18 protein-coding genes are annotated in these 17,969 nt (G+C 61.2%); 9 read left to right on the top strand and 9 right to left on the bottom strand.

Features of this window, described 5'->3' with window-relative positions:
- Positions 1–160 precede the first annotated feature (160 nt).
- The 3 genes from pgeF to lgt are packed head-to-tail and all read right to left on the bottom strand — an operon-like array spanning position 161 to position 2,858.
- A complete protein-coding gene (pgeF, locus tag EE36_RS03470) occupies positions 161–916 on the bottom strand; it encodes a peptidoglycan editing factor PgeF (protein WP_005849512.1) in 756 nt (251 codons plus the stop codon).
- Positions 913–1,977, bottom strand: coding sequence for a class I SAM-dependent methyltransferase (locus EE36_RS03465; protein ID WP_005849511.1), 1,065 nt, complete (start codon positions 1,975–1,977; stop codon positions 913–915). Before EE36_RS03465 ends, pgeF begins: the two co-directional genes overlap by 4 nt.
- Positions 1,974–2,858: a prolipoprotein diacylglyceryl transferase gene (lgt, locus tag EE36_RS03460; protein WP_005849509.1), complete on the bottom strand. Its 885-nt coding sequence runs from the start codon at positions 2,856–2,858 to the stop codon at positions 1,974–1,976. Before lgt ends, EE36_RS03465 begins: the two co-directional genes overlap by 4 nt.
- Before the next feature lie 96 nt (positions 2,859–2,954).
- On the opposite strand from lgt, the gene EE36_RS03455 reads away from it, so the two are divergent.
- The 5 genes from EE36_RS03455 to EE36_RS03435 all read left to right on the top strand — a co-directional run bounded on the left by EE36_RS03455 (position 2,955) and on the right by EE36_RS03435 (position 6,157).
- Positions 2,955–3,197 (top strand): accessory factor UbiK family protein, encoded by a 243-nt coding sequence (locus EE36_RS03455; protein WP_005849508.1) that lies wholly within the window; start codon positions 2,955–2,957, stop codon positions 3,195–3,197.
- Positions 3,198–3,528: 331 nt separating this feature from the next.
- Complete coding sequence (locus tag EE36_RS03450; RefSeq protein WP_005849506.1) at positions 3,529–4,029, top strand: YbjN domain-containing protein; 501 nt, start codon at positions 3,529–3,531, stop codon at positions 4,027–4,029.
- Positions 4,030–4,063: 34 nt separating this feature from the next.
- Positions 4,064–4,879 carry a pyrroline-5-carboxylate reductase gene (proC, locus tag EE36_RS03445; RefSeq protein WP_005849504.1) on the top strand — a complete coding sequence of 272 codons (816 nt, stop codon included), beginning with the start codon at positions 4,064–4,066 and terminating at the stop codon, positions 4,877–4,879.
- The gene (locus tag EE36_RS03440; protein ID WP_005849502.1) at positions 4,872–5,210 is read left to right on the top strand and encodes a tRNA-binding protein; all 339 of its coding nucleotides are present in this window, start codon (positions 4,872–4,874) and stop codon (positions 5,208–5,210) included. Before proC ends, EE36_RS03440 begins: the two co-directional genes overlap by 8 nt.
- Positions 5,207–6,157: a D-glycerate dehydrogenase gene (locus tag EE36_RS03435; protein WP_005849500.1), complete on the top strand. Its 951-nt coding sequence runs from the start codon at positions 5,207–5,209 to the stop codon at positions 6,155–6,157. Before EE36_RS03440 ends, EE36_RS03435 begins: the two co-directional genes overlap by 4 nt.
- On the opposite strand, the gene EE36_RS03430 is transcribed toward EE36_RS03435, so the two are convergent.
- From EE36_RS03430 to EE36_RS03415, 4 genes are all read right to left on the bottom strand, one after another.
- A complete protein-coding gene (locus tag EE36_RS03430) occupies positions 6,154–6,732 on the bottom strand; it encodes a thymidine kinase (protein WP_005849498.1) in 579 nt (192 codons plus the stop codon). The genes EE36_RS03435 and EE36_RS03430 overlap by 4 nt on opposite strands.
- Before the next feature lie 120 nt (positions 6,733–6,852).
- The gene (locus tag EE36_RS03425; RefSeq protein WP_005849497.1) at positions 6,853–7,977 is read right to left on the bottom strand and encodes a beta-ketoacyl-ACP synthase III; all 1,125 of its coding nucleotides are present in this window, start codon (positions 7,975–7,977) and stop codon (positions 6,853–6,855) included.
- 163 nt (positions 7,978–8,140) lie between these two features.
- Complete coding sequence (gene carB / locus EE36_RS03420) at positions 8,141–11,500, bottom strand: carbamoyl-phosphate synthase large subunit (protein WP_005849495.1); 3,360 nt, start codon at positions 11,498–11,500, stop codon at positions 8,141–8,143.
- Between the two features lie 148 nt (positions 11,501–11,648).
- On the bottom strand, positions 11,649–12,413 hold the full coding sequence (locus EE36_RS03415) for an alpha/beta fold hydrolase (RefSeq protein ID WP_005849493.1): 765 nt from the start codon (positions 12,411–12,413) through the stop codon (positions 11,649–11,651).
- 54 nt (positions 12,414–12,467) lie between these two features.
- Here EE36_RS03415 and EE36_RS03410 point away from each other — a divergent pair, with 54 nt between their 5' ends.
- Positions 12,468–12,842, top strand: a complete 375-nt coding sequence (locus EE36_RS03410) for a hypothetical protein (RefSeq protein WP_005849491.1) — start codon at positions 12,468–12,470, stop codon at positions 12,840–12,842.
- Positions 12,843–13,005: 163 nt separating this feature from the next.
- Here the strand turns inward: EE36_RS03410 and glyA are convergent, their stop codons facing one another.
- Positions 13,006–14,283 carry a serine hydroxymethyltransferase gene (glyA, locus tag EE36_RS03405; protein ID WP_005849489.1) on the bottom strand — a complete coding sequence of 426 codons (1,278 nt, stop codon included), beginning with the start codon at positions 14,281–14,283 and terminating at the stop codon, positions 13,006–13,008.
- A 171-nt stretch (positions 14,284–14,454) separates the two neighbouring features.
- Here glyA and EE36_RS03400 point away from each other — a divergent pair, with 171 nt between their 5' ends.
- Together EE36_RS03400 and EE36_RS03395 are read left to right on the top strand one after the other, a co-directional pair.
- Positions 14,455–15,210, top strand: coding sequence for an NAD kinase (locus EE36_RS03400; RefSeq protein ID WP_005849487.1), 756 nt, complete (start codon positions 14,455–14,457; stop codon positions 15,208–15,210).
- Between the two features lie 111 nt (positions 15,211–15,321).
- Positions 15,322–15,519 carry a CsbD family protein gene (locus EE36_RS03395; protein ID WP_005849485.1) on the top strand — a complete coding sequence of 66 codons (198 nt, stop codon included), beginning with the start codon at positions 15,322–15,324 and terminating at the stop codon, positions 15,517–15,519.
- A gap of 71 nt (positions 15,520–15,590) precedes the next feature.
- Here the strand turns inward: EE36_RS03395 and EE36_RS03390 are convergent, their stop codons facing one another.
- Positions 15,591–17,486: a propionyl-CoA synthetase gene (locus tag EE36_RS03390; protein WP_005849483.1), complete on the bottom strand. Its 1,896-nt coding sequence runs from the start codon at positions 17,484–17,486 to the stop codon at positions 15,591–15,593.
- Between the two features lie 304 nt (positions 17,487–17,790).
- On the opposite strand from EE36_RS03390, the gene EE36_RS03385 reads away from it, so the two are divergent.
- Entirely contained in the window at positions 17,791–17,919 is a 129-nt protein-coding gene (locus EE36_RS03385) for a hypothetical protein (RefSeq protein ID WP_005849481.1), read from the top strand.
- Positions 17,920–17,969: the final 50 nt, after the last annotated feature.

Raw genomic sequence — 17,969 nt, 5'->3', positions numbered from 1 at the left:
CAGACCTGGGCGCGGTTTGTGGCACGCGCTCAAAAGCGCGAAACACCCTTGAATTTATGACCTGTGGTAGAAAATGGGCCGGCATTTAAACAGCCTGCTGGCCGGCTATGGGGCGAAATCTGGGCAGGTGCCTGTCGCATTGCTGCCTAAATTCACGATTCTATAGCACAATCGCAGCGATCAGCCGGCCATAGTCAGCCTCTTTCGCGTGGGTGCTGCGACGGTAGCTATAGAAACGATCCGCATCGCTATAGGTGCAGTGGCGCGTCCATTCCGCATGGCCCACACCTGCCGCGCGCAGGCGGTTCAGGCCAAAGCCCGCAAGGTCGAACTGCATCCGGTCATCGGTGCCATTTGCGAAATAGCGGGCGAATGTCGGATCTTCTGCTAGGAAGGCATCGATGAACTCTGGCCCGACCTCATAGGCGCGCTGGCTGATGCAGGGGCCGATCACCGCTGTGATATTATCGCGTGTGGCCCCAAGGTCTTCCATCGCCTCGACTGTGGCGGTCAGCACTCCGTCAAGCGCGCCGCGCCAACCGGCATGCGCCGCCCCGATCACGCCGGCTTCGGCGTCGTGGAACAGCACAGGCTGGCAATCGGCGGTCAGGATCGACAAGGCCAGCCCCGGTGTCGCGGTGACCAGCGCATCGGCGCGGGGCTTCTCGTTCAGGGGGCCATCGACGCTAATGACGGTGGCGGAATGGATCTGATGCACGCCAACCAGATGGTCCGGTGCCACGTCCATTGCATCGGCGACACGGGCACGATTGATCTCTACGACCTCGCGCTGGTCGGAACTGCCAACCCCGCAATTCAGCCCGGCAAACACGCCAGAGGAGGCTCCGCCGCGGCGCGTAAAGAACCCGTGGCGCACGTCGCCAAGACTATCGGAGGTGAGTATTTCCAGCGTCATGGTTCCAATCCTGGGGGCGGGCTATGGTGCGGAGGATAAATCCCCATCACTTTAAACAAATTTCCCATTTCTGACGGATGCGTCAAGCGTCTATGTGCGGCGACATGGGCGTTCAGCGCGTCCTCGGTCATGCCCTTGGCAAGGGTCTGTGCGCGTTGAGTGATCCCGAGGCGTTCTAGAAAGACGCCCTGCGGGGTGATGCGGGTGTGGCTGGCCGGTGCGGCTGCGAGGGCAAGCTTTTCAAAATCGACGTGTGCTGTCAAATCGGCTTGGCCGGGGGCGGCCAGAGGATCGGCTTTTTCATGCCCCTGCAGCGCTTGCAAGGTATCGCCCAGACTGTGCCAGTCGCCATAATCCACGATCAGCGCGGCACCGCCGTGGGTCGCGATCCGTTCCGACACAGGGTGGAGGATCGGCGCAAGCTGAGTGCAATCCTCGACCAGATCGCCGGGCTTGGTATCAGCCAGCCGGTCGGCCAGCGCGGGTTGCGGCAGTTCGGGCCCCAGCCCAAAGCTCAACGCGCCGTCCGCCAGCCCAATCTGCCGTTCGCGCCACGATGTTTCGCCACGGACGAACTGGCGGATCGGCAGCGCGTCGAAAAATTCATTCGCCACCAGAAAAAGCGGCTGGTCGGGCAGCGCGTCGGTCCCGTCGGCCCAGATCACCTGATGCCCCGCAAGGGTCTTGGCCTGCACATCGCGCAGCGTCGGGGACGCCTCTACCAGCGTAATCCGCGCCGCCTCGATAAAGCCGGGCACGTTGCGGGTCGCGCGCAGGATATCGGCCATCAGGGTGCCGCGGCCGGGGCCGAGCTCGGCCAAGGTGAAGGCCGAGGGCGCGTCTTGGGCGAGCCAGCTCTGCGCGAGACACAGGCCCAACAGCTCTCCGAACATCTGGCTGATCTCGGGGGCAGTGGTAAAATCGCCTTGGGTGCCAAAGGGGTCACGGGTGGTATAATAGCCCTGCGTCGGATGCAGCAGGCAGGTGGCCATATATTCGTCGATCCGCATCGGCCCGTTGGACGCGATGCGGCTGTGTAGAATGTCGCGCAGTGTGGTCATGCCTTGCGCGTCGCCCGCAAGATCAGGAACACCCCGATGGCAATCATCGGCAGGCTCAGCAGTTGGCCCATGGTCAGCCCCCAGCCGTTTACATGCCACGCCAGCCCCAGCGGGTTGTTGGCGCTGACAAATTGCGCATCAGGTTGGCGTACGAATTCGACGATGAAACGCGCGGCCCCGTAGCCGGCCAGAAAGACGCCGCCGATCAGCCCCTCTGATTTCAGCCCGCCGCGCCGCCATGCCAGATAGATCAGCAGGGCCCCAAGGATCAGCCCCTCAAGCAGCGCCTCATATAGCTGCGAGGGATGCCGTGCACAGATCGTCGCAATGTCCGGGCAGTCCTGTGCGGCCACCGTGGGAAAGGCCACGCCCCAGGGCAGATCGGTGGGGCGGCCCCAAAGCTCTGCATTGATGAAATTCGCCAGACGCCCCAGAAACAGGCCGGGTGCCAGCCCCAGACAGACGACATCGCCGGTAGAGATCGTGCTAATGCCATGACGCTTGGTATAGGCGATGCCCGCAAAGATCACCCCAAGCGCCCCGCCGTGGAACGACATGCCCCCCTCCCAGATCCGCAGGATCTGCGCGGGATTGCTGAGGTAGTAGCCCGGTTGATAGAATAGTACATATCCCAGACGCCCGCCCAGAATGACGCCGAGAATGACCCAGAAAAGCAGATCCTCGACCTGCTGTTTGGTCATGACGGGGGTATTGCCTGCCCAAAGCTTGGGCCGCTCAACCGCGCGCACAACGATGCGCCAGCCAACGAGGATGCCGACGATATAGGCCAGCGCATACCAGCGCAGGGCGACGGTCATGCCAAATAACGTGAACGAGAAAATCTCGGGCGACAGGTCGGGGAAGGGGAGCATTGCATTCATGCGCTGATTGAGCCTGACCGTAAACGGAAGTCAACCTTGCGAGAACCCGCTTTGCACACCATATAGTGAGCAACAGCCGATCAGGAGAGAATGACCATGCAAACGCGCAACAAGATTTTCGACGACATCTCGCAGATGATGACCAATGCCATGGGCGTGGCCCAAGGGGCCAAGACCGAAGCAGAGACCGCGATGAAGGGCATGCTGGACCGTTGGCTGGCAGACCGTGATTTTGTGACACGCGAAGAATTCGACGCGGTGCGCGCCATGGCGCAAAAAGCCCGCGAAGAGAATGAAGCGCTGAAAGCGCGGCTTGATGCGATGGACAGCAAGGGCTGATCGCCGCGCTTACCTTCGGCCTACGTTGAACGATGTGATCCGCACCCGCCTTTTGGCGGGTGTGTTCGTTTTCCCGGTGGCATCTTCGCCTCTAATGCTGTCTGTCGGGGTCAGTGCTCTATAGATTGGGGGTTATGCTGCTTTTATCCACAAGATACTGAGGTTATCCCCTATCTTTCGTGGTTACCCCCAGAAAAAGACTTGCCTCAGGGCCGCGTTGCGCGCACCATATTTGGTATAGGTCGCTAAGAGCTTCGGCGATTTATGGTAGATGCACCCATGTATTGATGTGCCTGCGCATATGAATACCCGGATCCAAAGAGGTGACCACATGGCCCTGACAGAGCAGTATCTTGAAGAAGACATTCACCCCATCGACATCGTAGAAAATCTCGCGGCGTATCACGACTGGGACTTCGACCGTATATCGGACGAACAGATCGCGATGGCCGTCGAAGGGCAGTGGCGGACCTATTCCATCACCCTCGCGTGGTCGCCCTTTGACGAAACCCTGCGCCTTGTCTGCACCTTCGAAATGGATCCGCCCGCGGAAAAACTGCCGGTGCTCTATCACTTGCTCAACGATGTGAACGATCAATGCTGGACCGGTGCCTTCACATATTGGCCGGAACAAAAGCTGATGGTTTATCGCTATGGGCTGGTTCTTGCCGGGGGGCAGGATGCCTCTGCGCAGCAGATTGATACCATGATCAACGCCGCCGTGAGCAACGCAGAGCGGTATTATCCCGCGGTCCAACTGGCGGTTTGGGGCGACCAGACGCCCCGACAAGCCCTTCAGGTTGCCATTGCAGAGGCGTACGGCCACGCATAGGTGTATCCCCGAATGTTAATTTAGGGGTACAGATATGAAAGATACGCGCATCGCCAAAGACGGTTTGGTTCTACTGGGCTGTGGCAAGATGGGATCCGCGATGCTGGCGGGCTGGCTGGCACGCGGGCTTCCGACATCTTCGGTATATGTCATCGATCCGAAACCCTCTGATTGGTTGAAAGAGCAGGGCGTGCAGTTGAACGTCGATCTGCCCAAAGAGCCCGCTGTGGTTCTTGTAGCGGTGAAGCCGCAGATGATGGGTGACGCGCTGCCCACGTTGCAGGCCATGGGCAACGGCAAGACGGTTTTTGTCAGCGTCGCCGCCGGCACTACCATCGCGACGTTTGAGAAAACGCTGGGGGAACAGACGCCAATCGTGCGCGCCATGCCCAACACACCCGCCGCCATCAGCCAAGGCATCACCGCCATCGTCGGCAACAACCACGTCGACGCCAAAGGCATGGATGAAGCCGAAGAGCTGCTGTCGGCCGTGGGCGACGTTGTCCGGCTGGAGGAGGAATCCCAGATCGACGCGGTCACAGGGGTCAGCGGCTCGGGTCCGGCCTATGTTTTCCACATGATCGAAACCATGGCCGCGGGCGGGATCGCGCAGGGGCTCAGCCCCGAGCTCGCGCTAAAGCTCGCCACGGCGACGGTCGCAGGGGCAGGGGCCCTGGCCAAATCCGCCGACGAAGGCCCGGACCAGTTGCGCGTCAACGTGACCAGCCCCAACGGCACCACACAGGCCGCGCTGGATGTGCTGATGAACGAGCAAGACGGCTTTCCGGTCCTGCTCAAACGCGCTGTGGCGGCAGCCGCCGATCGTTCGCGCGAGCTTTCGAATGGCTGAGATCAGCTTTGACGACTTCATGAAAGTCGACATCAGGGTCGGGACGGTCACCCGTGCCGAACCCTTCCCCGAGGCGCGCAAGCCCGCGATCAAGATGTGGATCGACTTTGGTCCCGATATCGGTGAGCGTAAAACCTCGGCCCAGGTGACGGTGCATTACACGCCCGAGACGCTGATCGGGACGCAGGTGATGGGGGTGGTCAACTTCCCGCCGCGTCAGATCGGGCCGTTCATGTCCGAAGTTCTGGTGCTTGGGGTGCCGGACGAGGACGGGGCGATTGTGCTGATGCGCCCCACGCAACCCACCCCGAACGGAGGACGTCTGCATTGACGAAACTACTGATCGCCCGCCCTGCGCCCCCCGAAGTGCACGAGGCCCTGGAAGGCTTTGACGTGACCTATCGCGAGGACAGCGCGCCCTTGTCCGAGGACGAGATGCAGGACGCCCTGCGCGACTATGACGGGGTGCTGGCCACCTTGGGCGACCGCTTTACCGCGGATGTCTTTGGCAAGGTCGGCATGCCACGGTGCAAGATGCTCGCCAATTTCGGGGTGGGCTATAACCACATCGATGTCGATGCGGCAAAGGCGGCGGGGCTTCAGGTCTCTAACACGCCCGGTGCCGTGACCGATGCCACCGCCGATATCGCCATGACGCTGATGCTGATGGCCGCACGGCGTGCGGGAGAAGGCGAACGGTTGGTCCGGTCAGGTCAATGGTCCGGATGGGAGCCTTCGCAGCTTTTGGGCATGCATCTGACGGGCAAGACTGTCGGGATCGTCGGGATGGGTCGGATCGGCCAAGCCGTCGCGCGGCGCTGTCACTACGGCTTTTCGATGGATGTGAAATACTTTAGCCGCAGCGCGAAAAGCGTCGCCTATCCGGCGGAACATATCAGTGATCTCAAACAGTTGGTCGCCGCTGTTGATGTGGTCGTTATCGCTGTGCCGGGCGGGGACGACACGCAGCATCTGATCAATGCGGATGTGCTGGCGGCGATGCAGCCCCATGCCTTCCTGATCAACATCGCTCGTGGCAATATCGTCGAGGAAGCCGCCCTGATCGAGGCCCTGCAAGCGGGCACCATCGGCGGCGCAGGGCTGGATGTTTATGAGTTCGAACCAGAGGTGCCGCAAGCCCTGCGGGATCTGGATAACGTGGTGCTATTACCGCATCTAGGCACGTCTTCCCGGGAGGTGCGTGTGGATATGTGGATGATGGCGGTTGAGAATTTGAAAGCGGGCGTCGCGGGCGAAACGCCCCCGAACCTCGTTTAACGGCCCACGGCTTCGCGCCAATGTCGGCGGCACAATGAGATATAGGTCTCGTTGCCGCCGATCTGCACCTGCGCCCCTTCGCGGATCGCTTTGCCTTCGGCATCCTGTCGCACCACCATCGTCGCTTTCTTGCCGCAGTGGCAGATCGTTCGAACCTCGCGCATCTCATCGGCAAGGGCGAGCAGCGTGGCCGACCCGGGGAAGAGCAGACCACGGAAGTCCACGCGCAGCCCATAGCACATGATGGGCACCCGCAGGTCATCCACCGCACGGGCCAATTGCCAGACCTGATCAGGGCTGAGAAACTGCGCCTCGTCGATGAAGATGCAGGCGCAAGGGCCTTCAGCCAAACGCTTTTCGATCTTCGCCAAAAGGTCTTCGTCCGTCTCGAAGGTGTCCGCCTCGTGCCCGATCCCGATACGCGATGCGATCCGCCCGTGTCCGGCGCGGTGATCGAATTTCGCGGTCATCAGATAGGGGACCATGCCGCGTTCGACATAGTTATGAGCCGCCTGCAGAAGCACGGTCGATTTGCCCGCGTTCATGGTCGAATAATGAAAGTAAAGCTTTGCCATGGCCCTCTTTAGCGTCAGGCGACCTTGGCGTTCAAGGTGGGGGTAGGGCAGCGGGGGCGCGTCTGTCGCAGACCGCGCCCCACATGTCACAGGTGTTGAAGTGGCTCTGTGCCAGTGGGCTTAGCCGTGGCGCTGCACCAGCACAGAACCCACGGAATATCCGGCCCCGAAGGAACAGATCAGCCCGGTGTCCCCATCGGTCAGATCGTCGGAGTATTTTGAAAACGCGATGATCGACCCGGCAGAGGAGGTGTTGGCGTAGTCTTGCAGGATGTTGGGCTGCTCGCCCGCTTCGGGCGCGCGACCCAGCACTTTGCGACCGATGAAGTCATTCATCGATTTATTCGCCTGATGCAGCCACAGACGCTTCAGATCAGCGGCCTCAACGCCTTCGTCAGCCATGTGGCCCGCGATGTGTTCGGCAACCATCGGCAGCACTTCCTTGAACACCTTGCGCCCGTTTTGCATGAACTGCATGTCGCGGCGGTCCGCGACGCCATCGGGGCGAGACCGGCGCAAAAAGCCATTGTTGTTGCGGATGTTGTTCGAGAACTCGGTCGCGCAACGGGTCGATTTGATCTCGAAATAAGCACCGGCTGCGTCTTCGGCGCGTTCGATCAGCACGGCGGTGGCCACGTCCCCAAAGATAAAGTGGCAGTCACGGTCGCGCCATTCCAGATGGGCCGAGCATATCTCGGGGCAGACCACCAGCGCAGAGCGGATCGAGCCGGAGCGGATCATATCCGCCGCCGCTTGGATGCCGAAGGTCGCGGACGAACAGGCGACGTTCATGTCAAAGGCAAAGCCGTTGATATCCAGCAACTGCTGGATTTCGATCGCTACCGCCGGATAGGCGCGTTCAAGGTTCGACGCCGCGCAGATGACGGCATCAACATCAGCCGCGGTTTTCCCGGCCGCCAGCAACGCCTTTTGTGCCGCATCCAGCGCCATCTCGGCCATCAGGCCGGGTTCGTCGTCGGACCGTTGGCGCAGCAGGGGGTGCATCACCTTGGGGTCCAGAATACCCGTCTTATCCATGACATAGCGCTGTTCGATCCCCGACGCCTTGACGATGAACTCCTCTGACGAGTGTTCCTTGGCGGGCAACTCTCCGGCCTCGATCTCAGCGGCATGTTCGGCATTGTACAGATCGGCATAGGCGTTGAACGCCTTGACCAGCTCGGCGTTGGTGATGACCTGTTCCGGCGTAAAGATGCCGCTACCAGTAATGGCGGGTGTGTACATGGGTAAACCTTTTTCAGCGTTGTCCGAGTAGGCCAAGAAACGGCTGCGGGGTCAAGTCCAGCGGGGGCTGGCATGCAAGGGCGACGGACAATGAGAGGGGGGGGAGGAAAGGAGAAAGACCTGCGCCAGGCATCAAAGACGCGGCGCAGGTCAGAAAGGGCAGTTAGCCCTGAAGCGATTTAACGCCGATCTCGTCTTCGGCTTGTGCCTTGATGGCCAGCGCTGCGGCATAGGCACCGGCGGCCGTGGTGAAATACGGGATCTTGTCATACAGCGCGATAGAGCGGATGGATTTGCTGTCCTCGACCGCCTGCGCGCCTTCGGTGGTGTTCATCACCAGTTGGATCGCTTCGTCCTTCATCATGTCGGTGATGTTCGGGCGACCCTCGTAGACCTTGTTCACGATCTCGCAGGCGATGTCATGCTCTGTCAGCCAGGCGGCGGTGCCACGGGTGGCGCGCAGGGTGAACCCTTGCTCAAGCAGGATACGCGCGGCGGTCAGCATGTCATCCGACTTGTCCATATCCTTGATCGAGAAGAATACACAGCCGTTGCGCGGCAGCGGGTTGCCCGCGCCCATCTGCGCCTTGAGGAAGGCACGGGGGAAGTCGCGGTCCCAGCCCATAACCTCGCCCGTTGACCGCATTTCCGGCCCAAGCAGCGTGTCGACACCGGGGAAGCGGGCGAAGGGCAGCACGGCTTCCTTGACCGAGAACCAAGGCATGTTCGGGTCCGCCAGTGTCATTGGATCACCCAAAGGCAGCACGTCGTCATAGGCGGCATCGTCACGGTAGGGCGCGCGTTGCGGGAAGGCCGACAGCTTTTCGCCCGCCATGATCCGCGCAGCGATTGACGCAATCGCGCTGTCCGTCGCTTTGGCGACAAAGGGCACGGTGCGCGAGGCGCGGGGGTTGACTTCGATCAGGTAGATCTCGCCGTCCTTGACTGCGAACTGGATGTTCATCAGGCCCACTACATTCAACGCCAGCGCCAGCGCCTTGGTCTGTTTTTCGACCTCGGCAATGATCTCGCGGCTCAGCGAATAGGGGGGCAGCGAACAGGCGCTGTCGCCCGAATGAACGCCGGCCTCTTCGATGTGCTGCATGATCCCCGCAACGTGGACATCCGCGCCGTCTGACAGCGCGTCGACGTCCAGCTCTACCGCGCCCGAGAGGTAGTGATCCAGCAGCACGGGGCTTTTGCCCGATACGACCACCGCGTCGCGGATATAGCGTTCGAGGCTGGCCTGATCGCGCACGATCTCCATCGCGCGGCCGCCCAGAACGTAAGACGGGCGGATCACCAGCGGAAAGCCGATGTCTGCTGCGATCTCAAGCGCTTCGGCGTCGGAGTGGGCGATACCGTTATGCGGCTGTTTCAGGCCCAGCGATTGCACCAGCTGCTGGAACCGTTCGCGGTCTTCGGCAAGGTCGATCATGTCGGGCGTGGTGCCAAGGATCGGGATGCCCGCCTCTTGCAGCGCCTGAGCGATCTTCAGCGGTGTCTGGCCGCCGAACTGCACGATGACGCCGTGTAGCGTGCCGTTTTCCTGTTCGACCCGCAGGATTTCCATCACGTGTTCAAAGGTGACGGGTTCGAAATACAGCCGGTCCGAGGTGTCATAGTCGGTCGAGACGGTTTCGGGGTTACAGTTGACCATGATCGTCTCGTAGCCCGCGTCGGTTAGCGCATAACAGGCGTGACAGCAGCAATAGTCGAACTCGATCCCTTGGCCGATCCGGTTCGGGCCGCCGCCCAGAATGACGACTTTCTTACGGTCGCTGGGGCGGGCTTCGCATTCGACCTCGTCAAAGGCGGGTGCCTCGTAGGTAGAATACATGTAGGGCGTTTGCGCTTCGAATTCGGCGGCGCAGGTGTCGATCCGTTTGAACACGGCCTTGACGCCAAGGTTCAGACGCGCGCGGCGCACGTTGTCTTCGTCGCGCCCGGTCAGCGTGCCAAGGCGCGCATCGGTAAAGCCCATCATCTTGAGCTTGCGCATCCCGTCTTCGGTCAGCGGTAGCCCGTCTTTGCGGACCTGCGCCTCGGCGTCGACGATCTCGCGGATGCGGGCAAGGAACCACGGGTCGAACATGGTCACACCGTGGATATCCACGTCGGACATACCGTGACGCATCGCCTGGGCAATGGTGCGCATCCGGTCGGGGGTCTGCTTGCTGATCGCGGCAATCAGCGCGGCTTCGTTCTGAGGTGCGTCGGCGGGCAGGTCACTGTCCAGACCGGGGATGTCGATTTCGTCAAAGCCGGTCAGCCCGGATTCCATCGACGCCAGCGCCTTTTGCAGCGACTCGTGGATCGTGCGGCCAATCGCCATCGCTTCTCCGACAGACTTCATCGCGGTCGTCAGATAGGGTTCGGAGCCGGGAAATTTCTCGAACGCGAATTTCGGGATCTTGGTGACGACATAATCGATTGTCGGCTCGAAGGACGCAGGGGTCACGCCGGTGATGTCGTTGTCCAGCTCGTCTAGGGTAAAGCCCACCGCCAGCTTGGCCGCGATCTTGGCGATGGGGAAACCCGTCGCCTTGGACGCCAGCGCGGAAGAGCGCGATACACGCGGGTTCATCTCGATCACGACCATGCGGCCATCTTCGGGGTTCACGGCCCACTGCACGTTCGATCCGCCTGTTTCCACGCCGATTTCGCGCAGCACGGCGATCGAGTGGTTGCGCATGATCTGGTATTCTTTGTCGGTCAGCGTCAGGGCAGGGGCCACGGTGATCGAATCGCCTGTGTGCACGCCCATCGGGTCGACGTTCTCGATCGAGCATACGATGATCGCGTTGTCAGCGGTGTCGCGCACCACTTCCATCTCGTATTCTTTCCAGCCAAGCAGGCTTTCGTCGATCAGGATCTGCCCCATCGGCGACGCGTCCATCCCCGAGCGGCAGTAGAATTCGTAATCGTCGCGGTTATAGGCCACGCCGCCGCCGGTGCCACCCATTGTGAAGGCAGGGCGGATGATCGCGGGCAGGCCGACATATTCCAGCGCGTCGAGCGCAAGCTGAACGCCCGCCGCAAGGTCTTTTTTACCGCTGGCGGCAACGGGCGCGGTGACGATGGTCGCCTTGGGATTTTCGATGCCCAAACGGTCCATCGCTTCGCGGAAGAGCTTGCGATCTTCTGCCATTTCAATGGCTTCGCGTTTCGCGCCGATCATCTCGACGTTGAATTTCTCGAGCACGCCCATCTCTTCGAGCGCGAGCGAGGTGTTCAGCCCGGTCTGACCGCCCATCGTTGGCAGCAGCGCGTCGGGGCGCTCTTTCTCGATGATTTTGGCGACGATTTCAGGGGTGATGGGTTCGATGTAGGTGGCATCTGCCAGCCCCGGATCGGTCATGATTGTCGCAGGGTTGGAGTTCACGAGGATGACGCGGTAGCCTTCCTCTTTCAGGGCCTTACAGGCCTGCGCGCCGGAGTAGTCGAACTCGCACGCCTGACCGATGACAATGGGCCCCGCTCCAATGATCATGATCGACTGGATATCGGTTCTTTTTGGCATGGCTCAGGCCCCCGGATGTTTGCAAATTCTCCGCGTTATAGGCTTTGGGGGGAGAGGTGCAAGGGGGCATGTCGGGATATGGGGCGTGTTTTCAGGCAACACCCATGTGGCAGGGGCGCAGCACCGCTCGATGCGCTGCCCCTTTGCCTCACCCCAGCGTCAGGAAGGCCCGCAAAGACGCCTCGAAGTCGCGCGGCTTTTCTGCATGTAGCCAATGGCCTGTGTCCGGCAGCTTGGCAAAGCGCGCCTGCGGGAACAGCGCCTTGATCACGGGGCGGTCTTCGGGTTTGACATAGGTGGAGTTGCCGCCGGACAGGAACAGCACCTCCCCCTCGTATTGTCCATCGACCCCATCGGGCCAGCCGACGATCTTGGACATCTCTGCCTCAAGCACATCAAGGTTCAGCTTCCACGTTTTGTTGGGCACATCCAGAGACTGGGTGAAAAAGCTTTGCAATGCGGGCTCGACCCCCGCCGCCGCCAATTGGTCAGAGGCGTCGGCGCGGCGGGTGAGCGTACCCAGATCGACCGTGCGCATCGCATCGATAAACTCTTGCTGGCTGTGGCCATAAGCGACGGGCGCGATATCGGCGACCACCAGACGGTTCACGAGTTCGGGATGGTTCAGCGCCAGCATCATGGCCGCCTTACCGCCCATCGAATGCCCGCAGACGTCCATTGGCGCGCCAAGATGGGTGATGACCTCTGCCAGATCGGCGGCCATCTCGGGGTAGCTTTGCGTCTGCGCGCGCGGGCTGTCCCCGTGGTTGCGCATGTCGACGGTCACCACGCGGCGCTGGTCGGACATCCGTTTGGCGATCACGCCCCAATTGCGGCCTGACCCGAAAAGACCATGCACGATCAGCAGGGCAGGGGCGTCGCCTGTGGTGCCATATTCAGTGTAATTCAACATGCCCAAGATGTAGGGCCATTGCAGCGGATGTGCCAGACCGTTTAGGGTTGAAACATGCTGGATCAAAAAGACCTAGAGACCAAGGCACGTGACATGCAGCGCGGCTTGCAGGCAAAGCTGGGTGTGCAGGGGCGCGATGTCTCTCATGCGTTGGCGCGCGCAGGGCGGCGTCTGCCCGCGCGGGTGCGGCGTGAGGGCAAGGTCTTTGCACAGGCGGCTTTTATGGCGCGCAACCCCAAGATGGCACGCAGGCTCGAGGGCGCGACGGTGCAGTCCGCCTATGATCGCGTGATGGAGCATCTTGCCGGGATCGACGTGGCCGAACGGCGCAAGGACCGCTGGCTTGGTCTTGCGGCCAGTGTGGCGTTCAACCTGATGTGCGTTGCGGTGGCGTTCATCATGTTTCTGTGGTGGCGCGGCTACGTCTGACGGGCGCTGCTGTTACGATCGAATACGCAAAAGCCCCGCTGCAGAGATGCGAGCGGGGCCTTGTTTTGAGGCGTGGTTTGGGGCGCTGCCCCGCCCTTGCGGGCCCCCCGGGATTTAATCCATTTGGAAGGGCCCGGGGCACATCGCTTTAGAGCTTGGGGCTTTAGAGGTTGGGGTAGATCGGGAAGCGGGCGCAGAGCGCTTCGACTTCGGCTTTGACCTTGGCTTCGACCTCGGCGTTGCCATCGGCCCCATTGGCGGCCAGCCCGTCGACAACCTCGATGATCCAGTCGGCGATCTGACGGAATTCATCCTCACCAAACCCGCGTGTTGTTGCCGCAGGCGAGCCCAAACGGATGCCGGAGGTGACCATGGGCTTTTCAGGGTCAAACGGCACACCGTTCTTGTTACAGGTAATATGCGCGCGGCCCAGGGCTTTTTCGGTGTCGTTTCCTTTGACGCCTTTGGGGCGCAGGTCGACCAGCAGCAGGTGGGTGTCGGTGCCGTGTGTGATTGTGTCGAGCCCGCCTTTGATCAGCTGGTCGCTGAGTGCTTGGGCGTTCTTGATGACCTGTTGGATGTAGGTCTTGAACTCGGGCTTGAGCGCTTCACCAAAGGCCACGGCCTTGGCCGCGATCACATGCATCAGCGGGCCCCCCTGAATACCGGGGAAGATGGCCGAGTTGAACTTTTTCGCCAGTGCTTCGTCGTTGGTCAGGATCATGCCGCCGCGCGGACCGCGCAGGGTTTTATGTGTGGTGGTTGTCGCCACATGCGCATGGGGGAAGGGGGACGGGTGTTCGCCCGCAGCGACCAGACCGGCAAAATGGGCCATGTCCACCTGCAGGTAGGCACCGACCATATCGGCAATCTCGCGCATCCGCTTGAAGTCGATCTGGCGCGGGATGGCGGAACCACCGGCGATGATCAGCTTGGGCTGGTGCTCCTTCGCAAGCGCTTCGACCTGGTCATAGTCAAGCTGGTTGTCTTGTTTGCGCACGCCGTACTGGATGGCATTGAACCATTTGCCGGATTGGTTCGGCTTGGCCCCGTGGGTCAGGTGGCCGCCCGCGTCGAGGCTCATGCCCAGAATGGTGTCACCGGGTTGCAGCAGCGCGGTGAACACGCCTTGGTTGGCTTGGCTGCCCGAATTCGGCTGCACGTTGGCGAAATCGCAGTTGAACAATTTGCACGCGCGTTCAATCGCCAGGTTTTCCGCCACATCGACAAAATCACACCCGCCATAATAGCGGCGGCCCGGGTAGCCTTCGGCGTATTTGTTGGTCATCACCGACCCCTGCGCCGCCATGACAGCCGCAGACACGATGTTTTCGGAGGCGATCAGTTCGATCTCGTTGCGCTGGCGACCCAGCTCGTCTGTAATGGACCCAAAGATTTCGGGATCGGCTTCGGACAGGGGGGTGGTGAAAAAACCGGACATGGGCGTGGTTCCTTTGACTACGTGTGCGGGTTGCGGGCTATCTAGCTTAATCCGGCACGGGGGTGAAGGTCGTAATGCGCCGGTCGCACCGTCATATGCGGCAAAGCTGGTAGGTCGGCGCGATATGTGGTTCTTTTGACTGTGAATATCCCTCATTGGAAACATCCGCCCATGAAGATCGCTTTTATCGCCAGCCGCTCTGATGTTGCACAGGATGCGTTGACGGCGCTGAGCGCACGATACGGCAATGTCACGCGCGAGGAGGCAGAGGTTATCGTCGCCCTCGGGGGGGACGGGTTCATGCTGCAGGCGCTGCACGACTCGCAAGAGCTGTCGACGCCGGTCTATGGCATGAACCGCGGCACCATCGGGTTCTTGATGAACGCCTATGCCGAAGAGGATCTGGTGGATCGTCTGCGCGCAGCAGAAGAGGCGGTGATCAACCCGCTGGTGATGGTCGCCACACATGCGAATGGCGAGACCTCCAAGGCGCTGGCCTTGAACGAGGTCGCCTTGCTGCGCGAGGGGCCGCAGGCCGCCAAGCTGCGGATCAGCGTCGACGGGCGCGTGCGGATGGAGGAGCTGGTCTGCGATGGCGCACTGGTGGCGACGCCTGCCGGGTCCACCGCCTATAATTACTCCGCGCACGGCCCGATCCTGCCGATTGGCGCGGATGTGCTGGCCCTGACGGCGATGGCGGCGTTTCGGCCACGGCGCTGGCGCGGGGCTTTGCTGCCGAAAACGGTGACCGTGCGCTTTGATGTGCTGGAGCCCGCCAAACGCCCTGTGATGGCCGACGCCGACGGGAATTCCTACCGTGATGTCGTCGCGGTCGAGATCACCTCGGACCCGTTGATCAAGCACCGTATCCTGTTCGATCCGGGCCACGGTCTGGAAGAACGGCTGATCAGCGAGCAGTTCAACTAATCCGCGTTTCAGACGGAACCGCGGTGCCTTTGGCGCGTTGATATTCCGAGACGCATGAGAGGCCGCTCAGGTGCTTTCATCGTTTGGAATTTTAGCAAAAGGAGACCTGACATGAATTGGGATACAATTAAAGGTAACTGGAGCCAGATGACCGGTAAGGTCAAAGAAGAATGGGGTGATCTGACCGACGATGACCTGACAGAAGCCGCCGGCGAACGCGACCAGCTGGTCGGCAAGATTCAGGCGCGCTACGGCGTTGCCAAAGACGAGGCGGAGCGTCAGGTAGACAGCTTCGTGGCCAAACACTAACTGGCCTAGATATTGAATAGAAAAGGCGGCTGTTACAGCCGCCTTTTTCGCGTTCTGGGAAGCCGAATCTATCAGGTGTCCTTGGCGTAGCCGATGGTTTGCAGCGCCGACTTGATCTCGTCCAGAATGGCCGGATCGTCGATCGTGGCGGGCAGCTTGAACGGCTCTGCATCGGCCAGTTTGACCATCGTCGCCCGCAGGATCTTGCCTGAACGCGTCTTGGGCAAGCGATCCACCACCAGCGTCATCTTATAGGCTGCCACTGGCCCGATCTGGTCACGCACCCGTTGCTGGCATTCGGCTGCAATCTCGGCATGGGGGCGGTCGACCCCTTTGGACAGGCACACAAACCCCATCGGGGCTTGGCCCTTCAGCGGATCGCTGACGCCGATCACGGCACATTCAGCCACATCGGGGTGGCCGGCCAGAACCTCCTCCATCGCGCCGGTGGACAAGCGGTGACCGGCGACGTTGATCACGTCATCGGTGCGCGCCATGATATAAAGATATCCATCCTCGTCGATCCTGCCCGCATCGCCCGTTTCGTAGTATCCGGGATAGGTCGTGAGGTAACTTTTGCGGAAGCGATCTTCGGCATTCCACAGGGTGGGCAACGTGCCGGGAGGCAGGGGCAGCTTGATCGCGATAGACCCCAAAGTGCCAGCGGGTTGCGGCTCGCCCGCCTCGTTCAGGATTTGCACGTCATAGCCCGGCATCGGCACCGTGGGGGAGCCGACCTTGACCGGCAGCGCCTCTAGTCCGGCGGGGTTTCCGACGATGGTATAGCCGGTTTCGGTCTGCCACCAATGGTCATAGACGGGTATGCCCAGCTTTTCCTGCGCCCAGATCACGGTGTCTGGGTCGGCGCGCTCGCCCGCCAGATACAGCGCGCGCAGGCAGGAAATGTCATATTTGCCAATCTCCTCGCCCTTTGGGTCTTCGCGTTTAACGGCGCGGATCGCGGTGGGGGCGGTAAAGAAGCTGCGGACATTGTGTTCGGAAATGACGCGCCAGAAGGTGCCCGCATCGGGTGTGCCCACGGGCTTGCCTTCGAACACAACGGTGGTGTTGCCATGCACCAGCGGGCCATAGCAGATATAGCTGTGCCCCACGACCCAGCCCACATCGGAGGCGGCCCAGAAGACATCGCCCGGATCGACATTGTAGATGTTCTTCATCGTCCAGTTCAGCGCCACCAGATGCCCCGCAGTTTGGCGCACCACGCCCTTGGGCGCGCCGGTCGTGCCCGAGGTGTAAAGAATGTAGGCGGGGTGGTTGCCCTCCACCGCGACGCAGGGCGCGGGGGTGGTGCCTTTTTGCGCCGCGTGCCAATCCAGATCGCGCCCCGGTGTCAGGTCGCAGGGGGCTTGTTCGCGCTGCAGGATCAGGCAGAAGTCGGGTTTATGGTCGGCCTGTTCGATGGCCCCATCAAGCAGCGGCTTATAGGCCACGACGCGCGCCGGTTCCAACCCACAGGATGCGGCGATGATCGCTTTGGGGGTGCAGTCGTTGATCCGCACGGCCAGTTCGTTCGAGGCAAAGCCGCCGAACACGACCGAGTGCACCGCCCCGATCCGCGCACAGGCGAGCATCGCCTCAAGCGCTTCGGGGACCATCGGCATATAGATGATCACGCGGTCGCCTTTGCCCACGCCATTGGCCTGTAGCGCACCGGCGACAGCGGCGACGCGGGTTTGCAGCTCGGCAAAGGTGATCTTGGTCTGGGTGCCGGTGATCGGGCTGTCATGGATGATCGCCACCTGATCGGCACGGCCGTTTTCCACATGGCGGTCAACGGCGTTATAGCACGCATTTACTTTGGCGTCGGCGAACCATTCGTACAGATCATTGCCCTTGTCGAACAACGCCTGACGGGGCGCTTCCTCCCAATCGATGGCTTTGGACTGCTCTAGCCAGTAGGCTTCAGGGTTGTCCTGACAGCTTTTGTAAATGTCGTGATATCCCATATGCGGCTCCCTCCCGTGAACGCGAATACCATTTGGTAGGCCACGGCCGCGGGAAAGAGCAAGAGCTTGCGCCTATATCGCGACCATCCGGCAACAAAGTTTACAGCCGCTCCCCCGCGTGCGGTGTCAAAATTTACAAGCGCGTTTCGGCCGGTTTCCGGTAGCGCACAAAATTTCGCACAGCGCGTGTCGAATATGACCCACCGCGTCGAATTTGGATCAGATCAATCGCGCGAAGGGGCGCAGCATCGCGGATAGGGACGGCATGTCGCCGCCCTTCGTCTTTGAACAAAGGTTCAGAACAATGGGTGATAAGCTCGCCAACAAGAAGAAAAAGGCCAAAGCAGATGCACGGCCTGCCAAGCCGATGCCAAGCAGCGTGTCCGACATCAAGGCACCCTTTGCGGCCAAGGGCACCAAACCGGCCAAGTAATTCCGGCCGGTTCCGGTCCATGCGCCGCCCCGCATAAGGGCGGCGTTTTC

The organism is Sulfitobacter sp. EE-36 (assembly GCF_000152605.1).
Classification (GTDB): Bacteria; Pseudomonadota; Alphaproteobacteria; order Rhodobacterales; family Rhodobacteraceae; genus Sulfitobacter; species Sulfitobacter pontiacus.
This window is presented reverse-complemented; position numbering and strand designations above follow the sequence as displayed.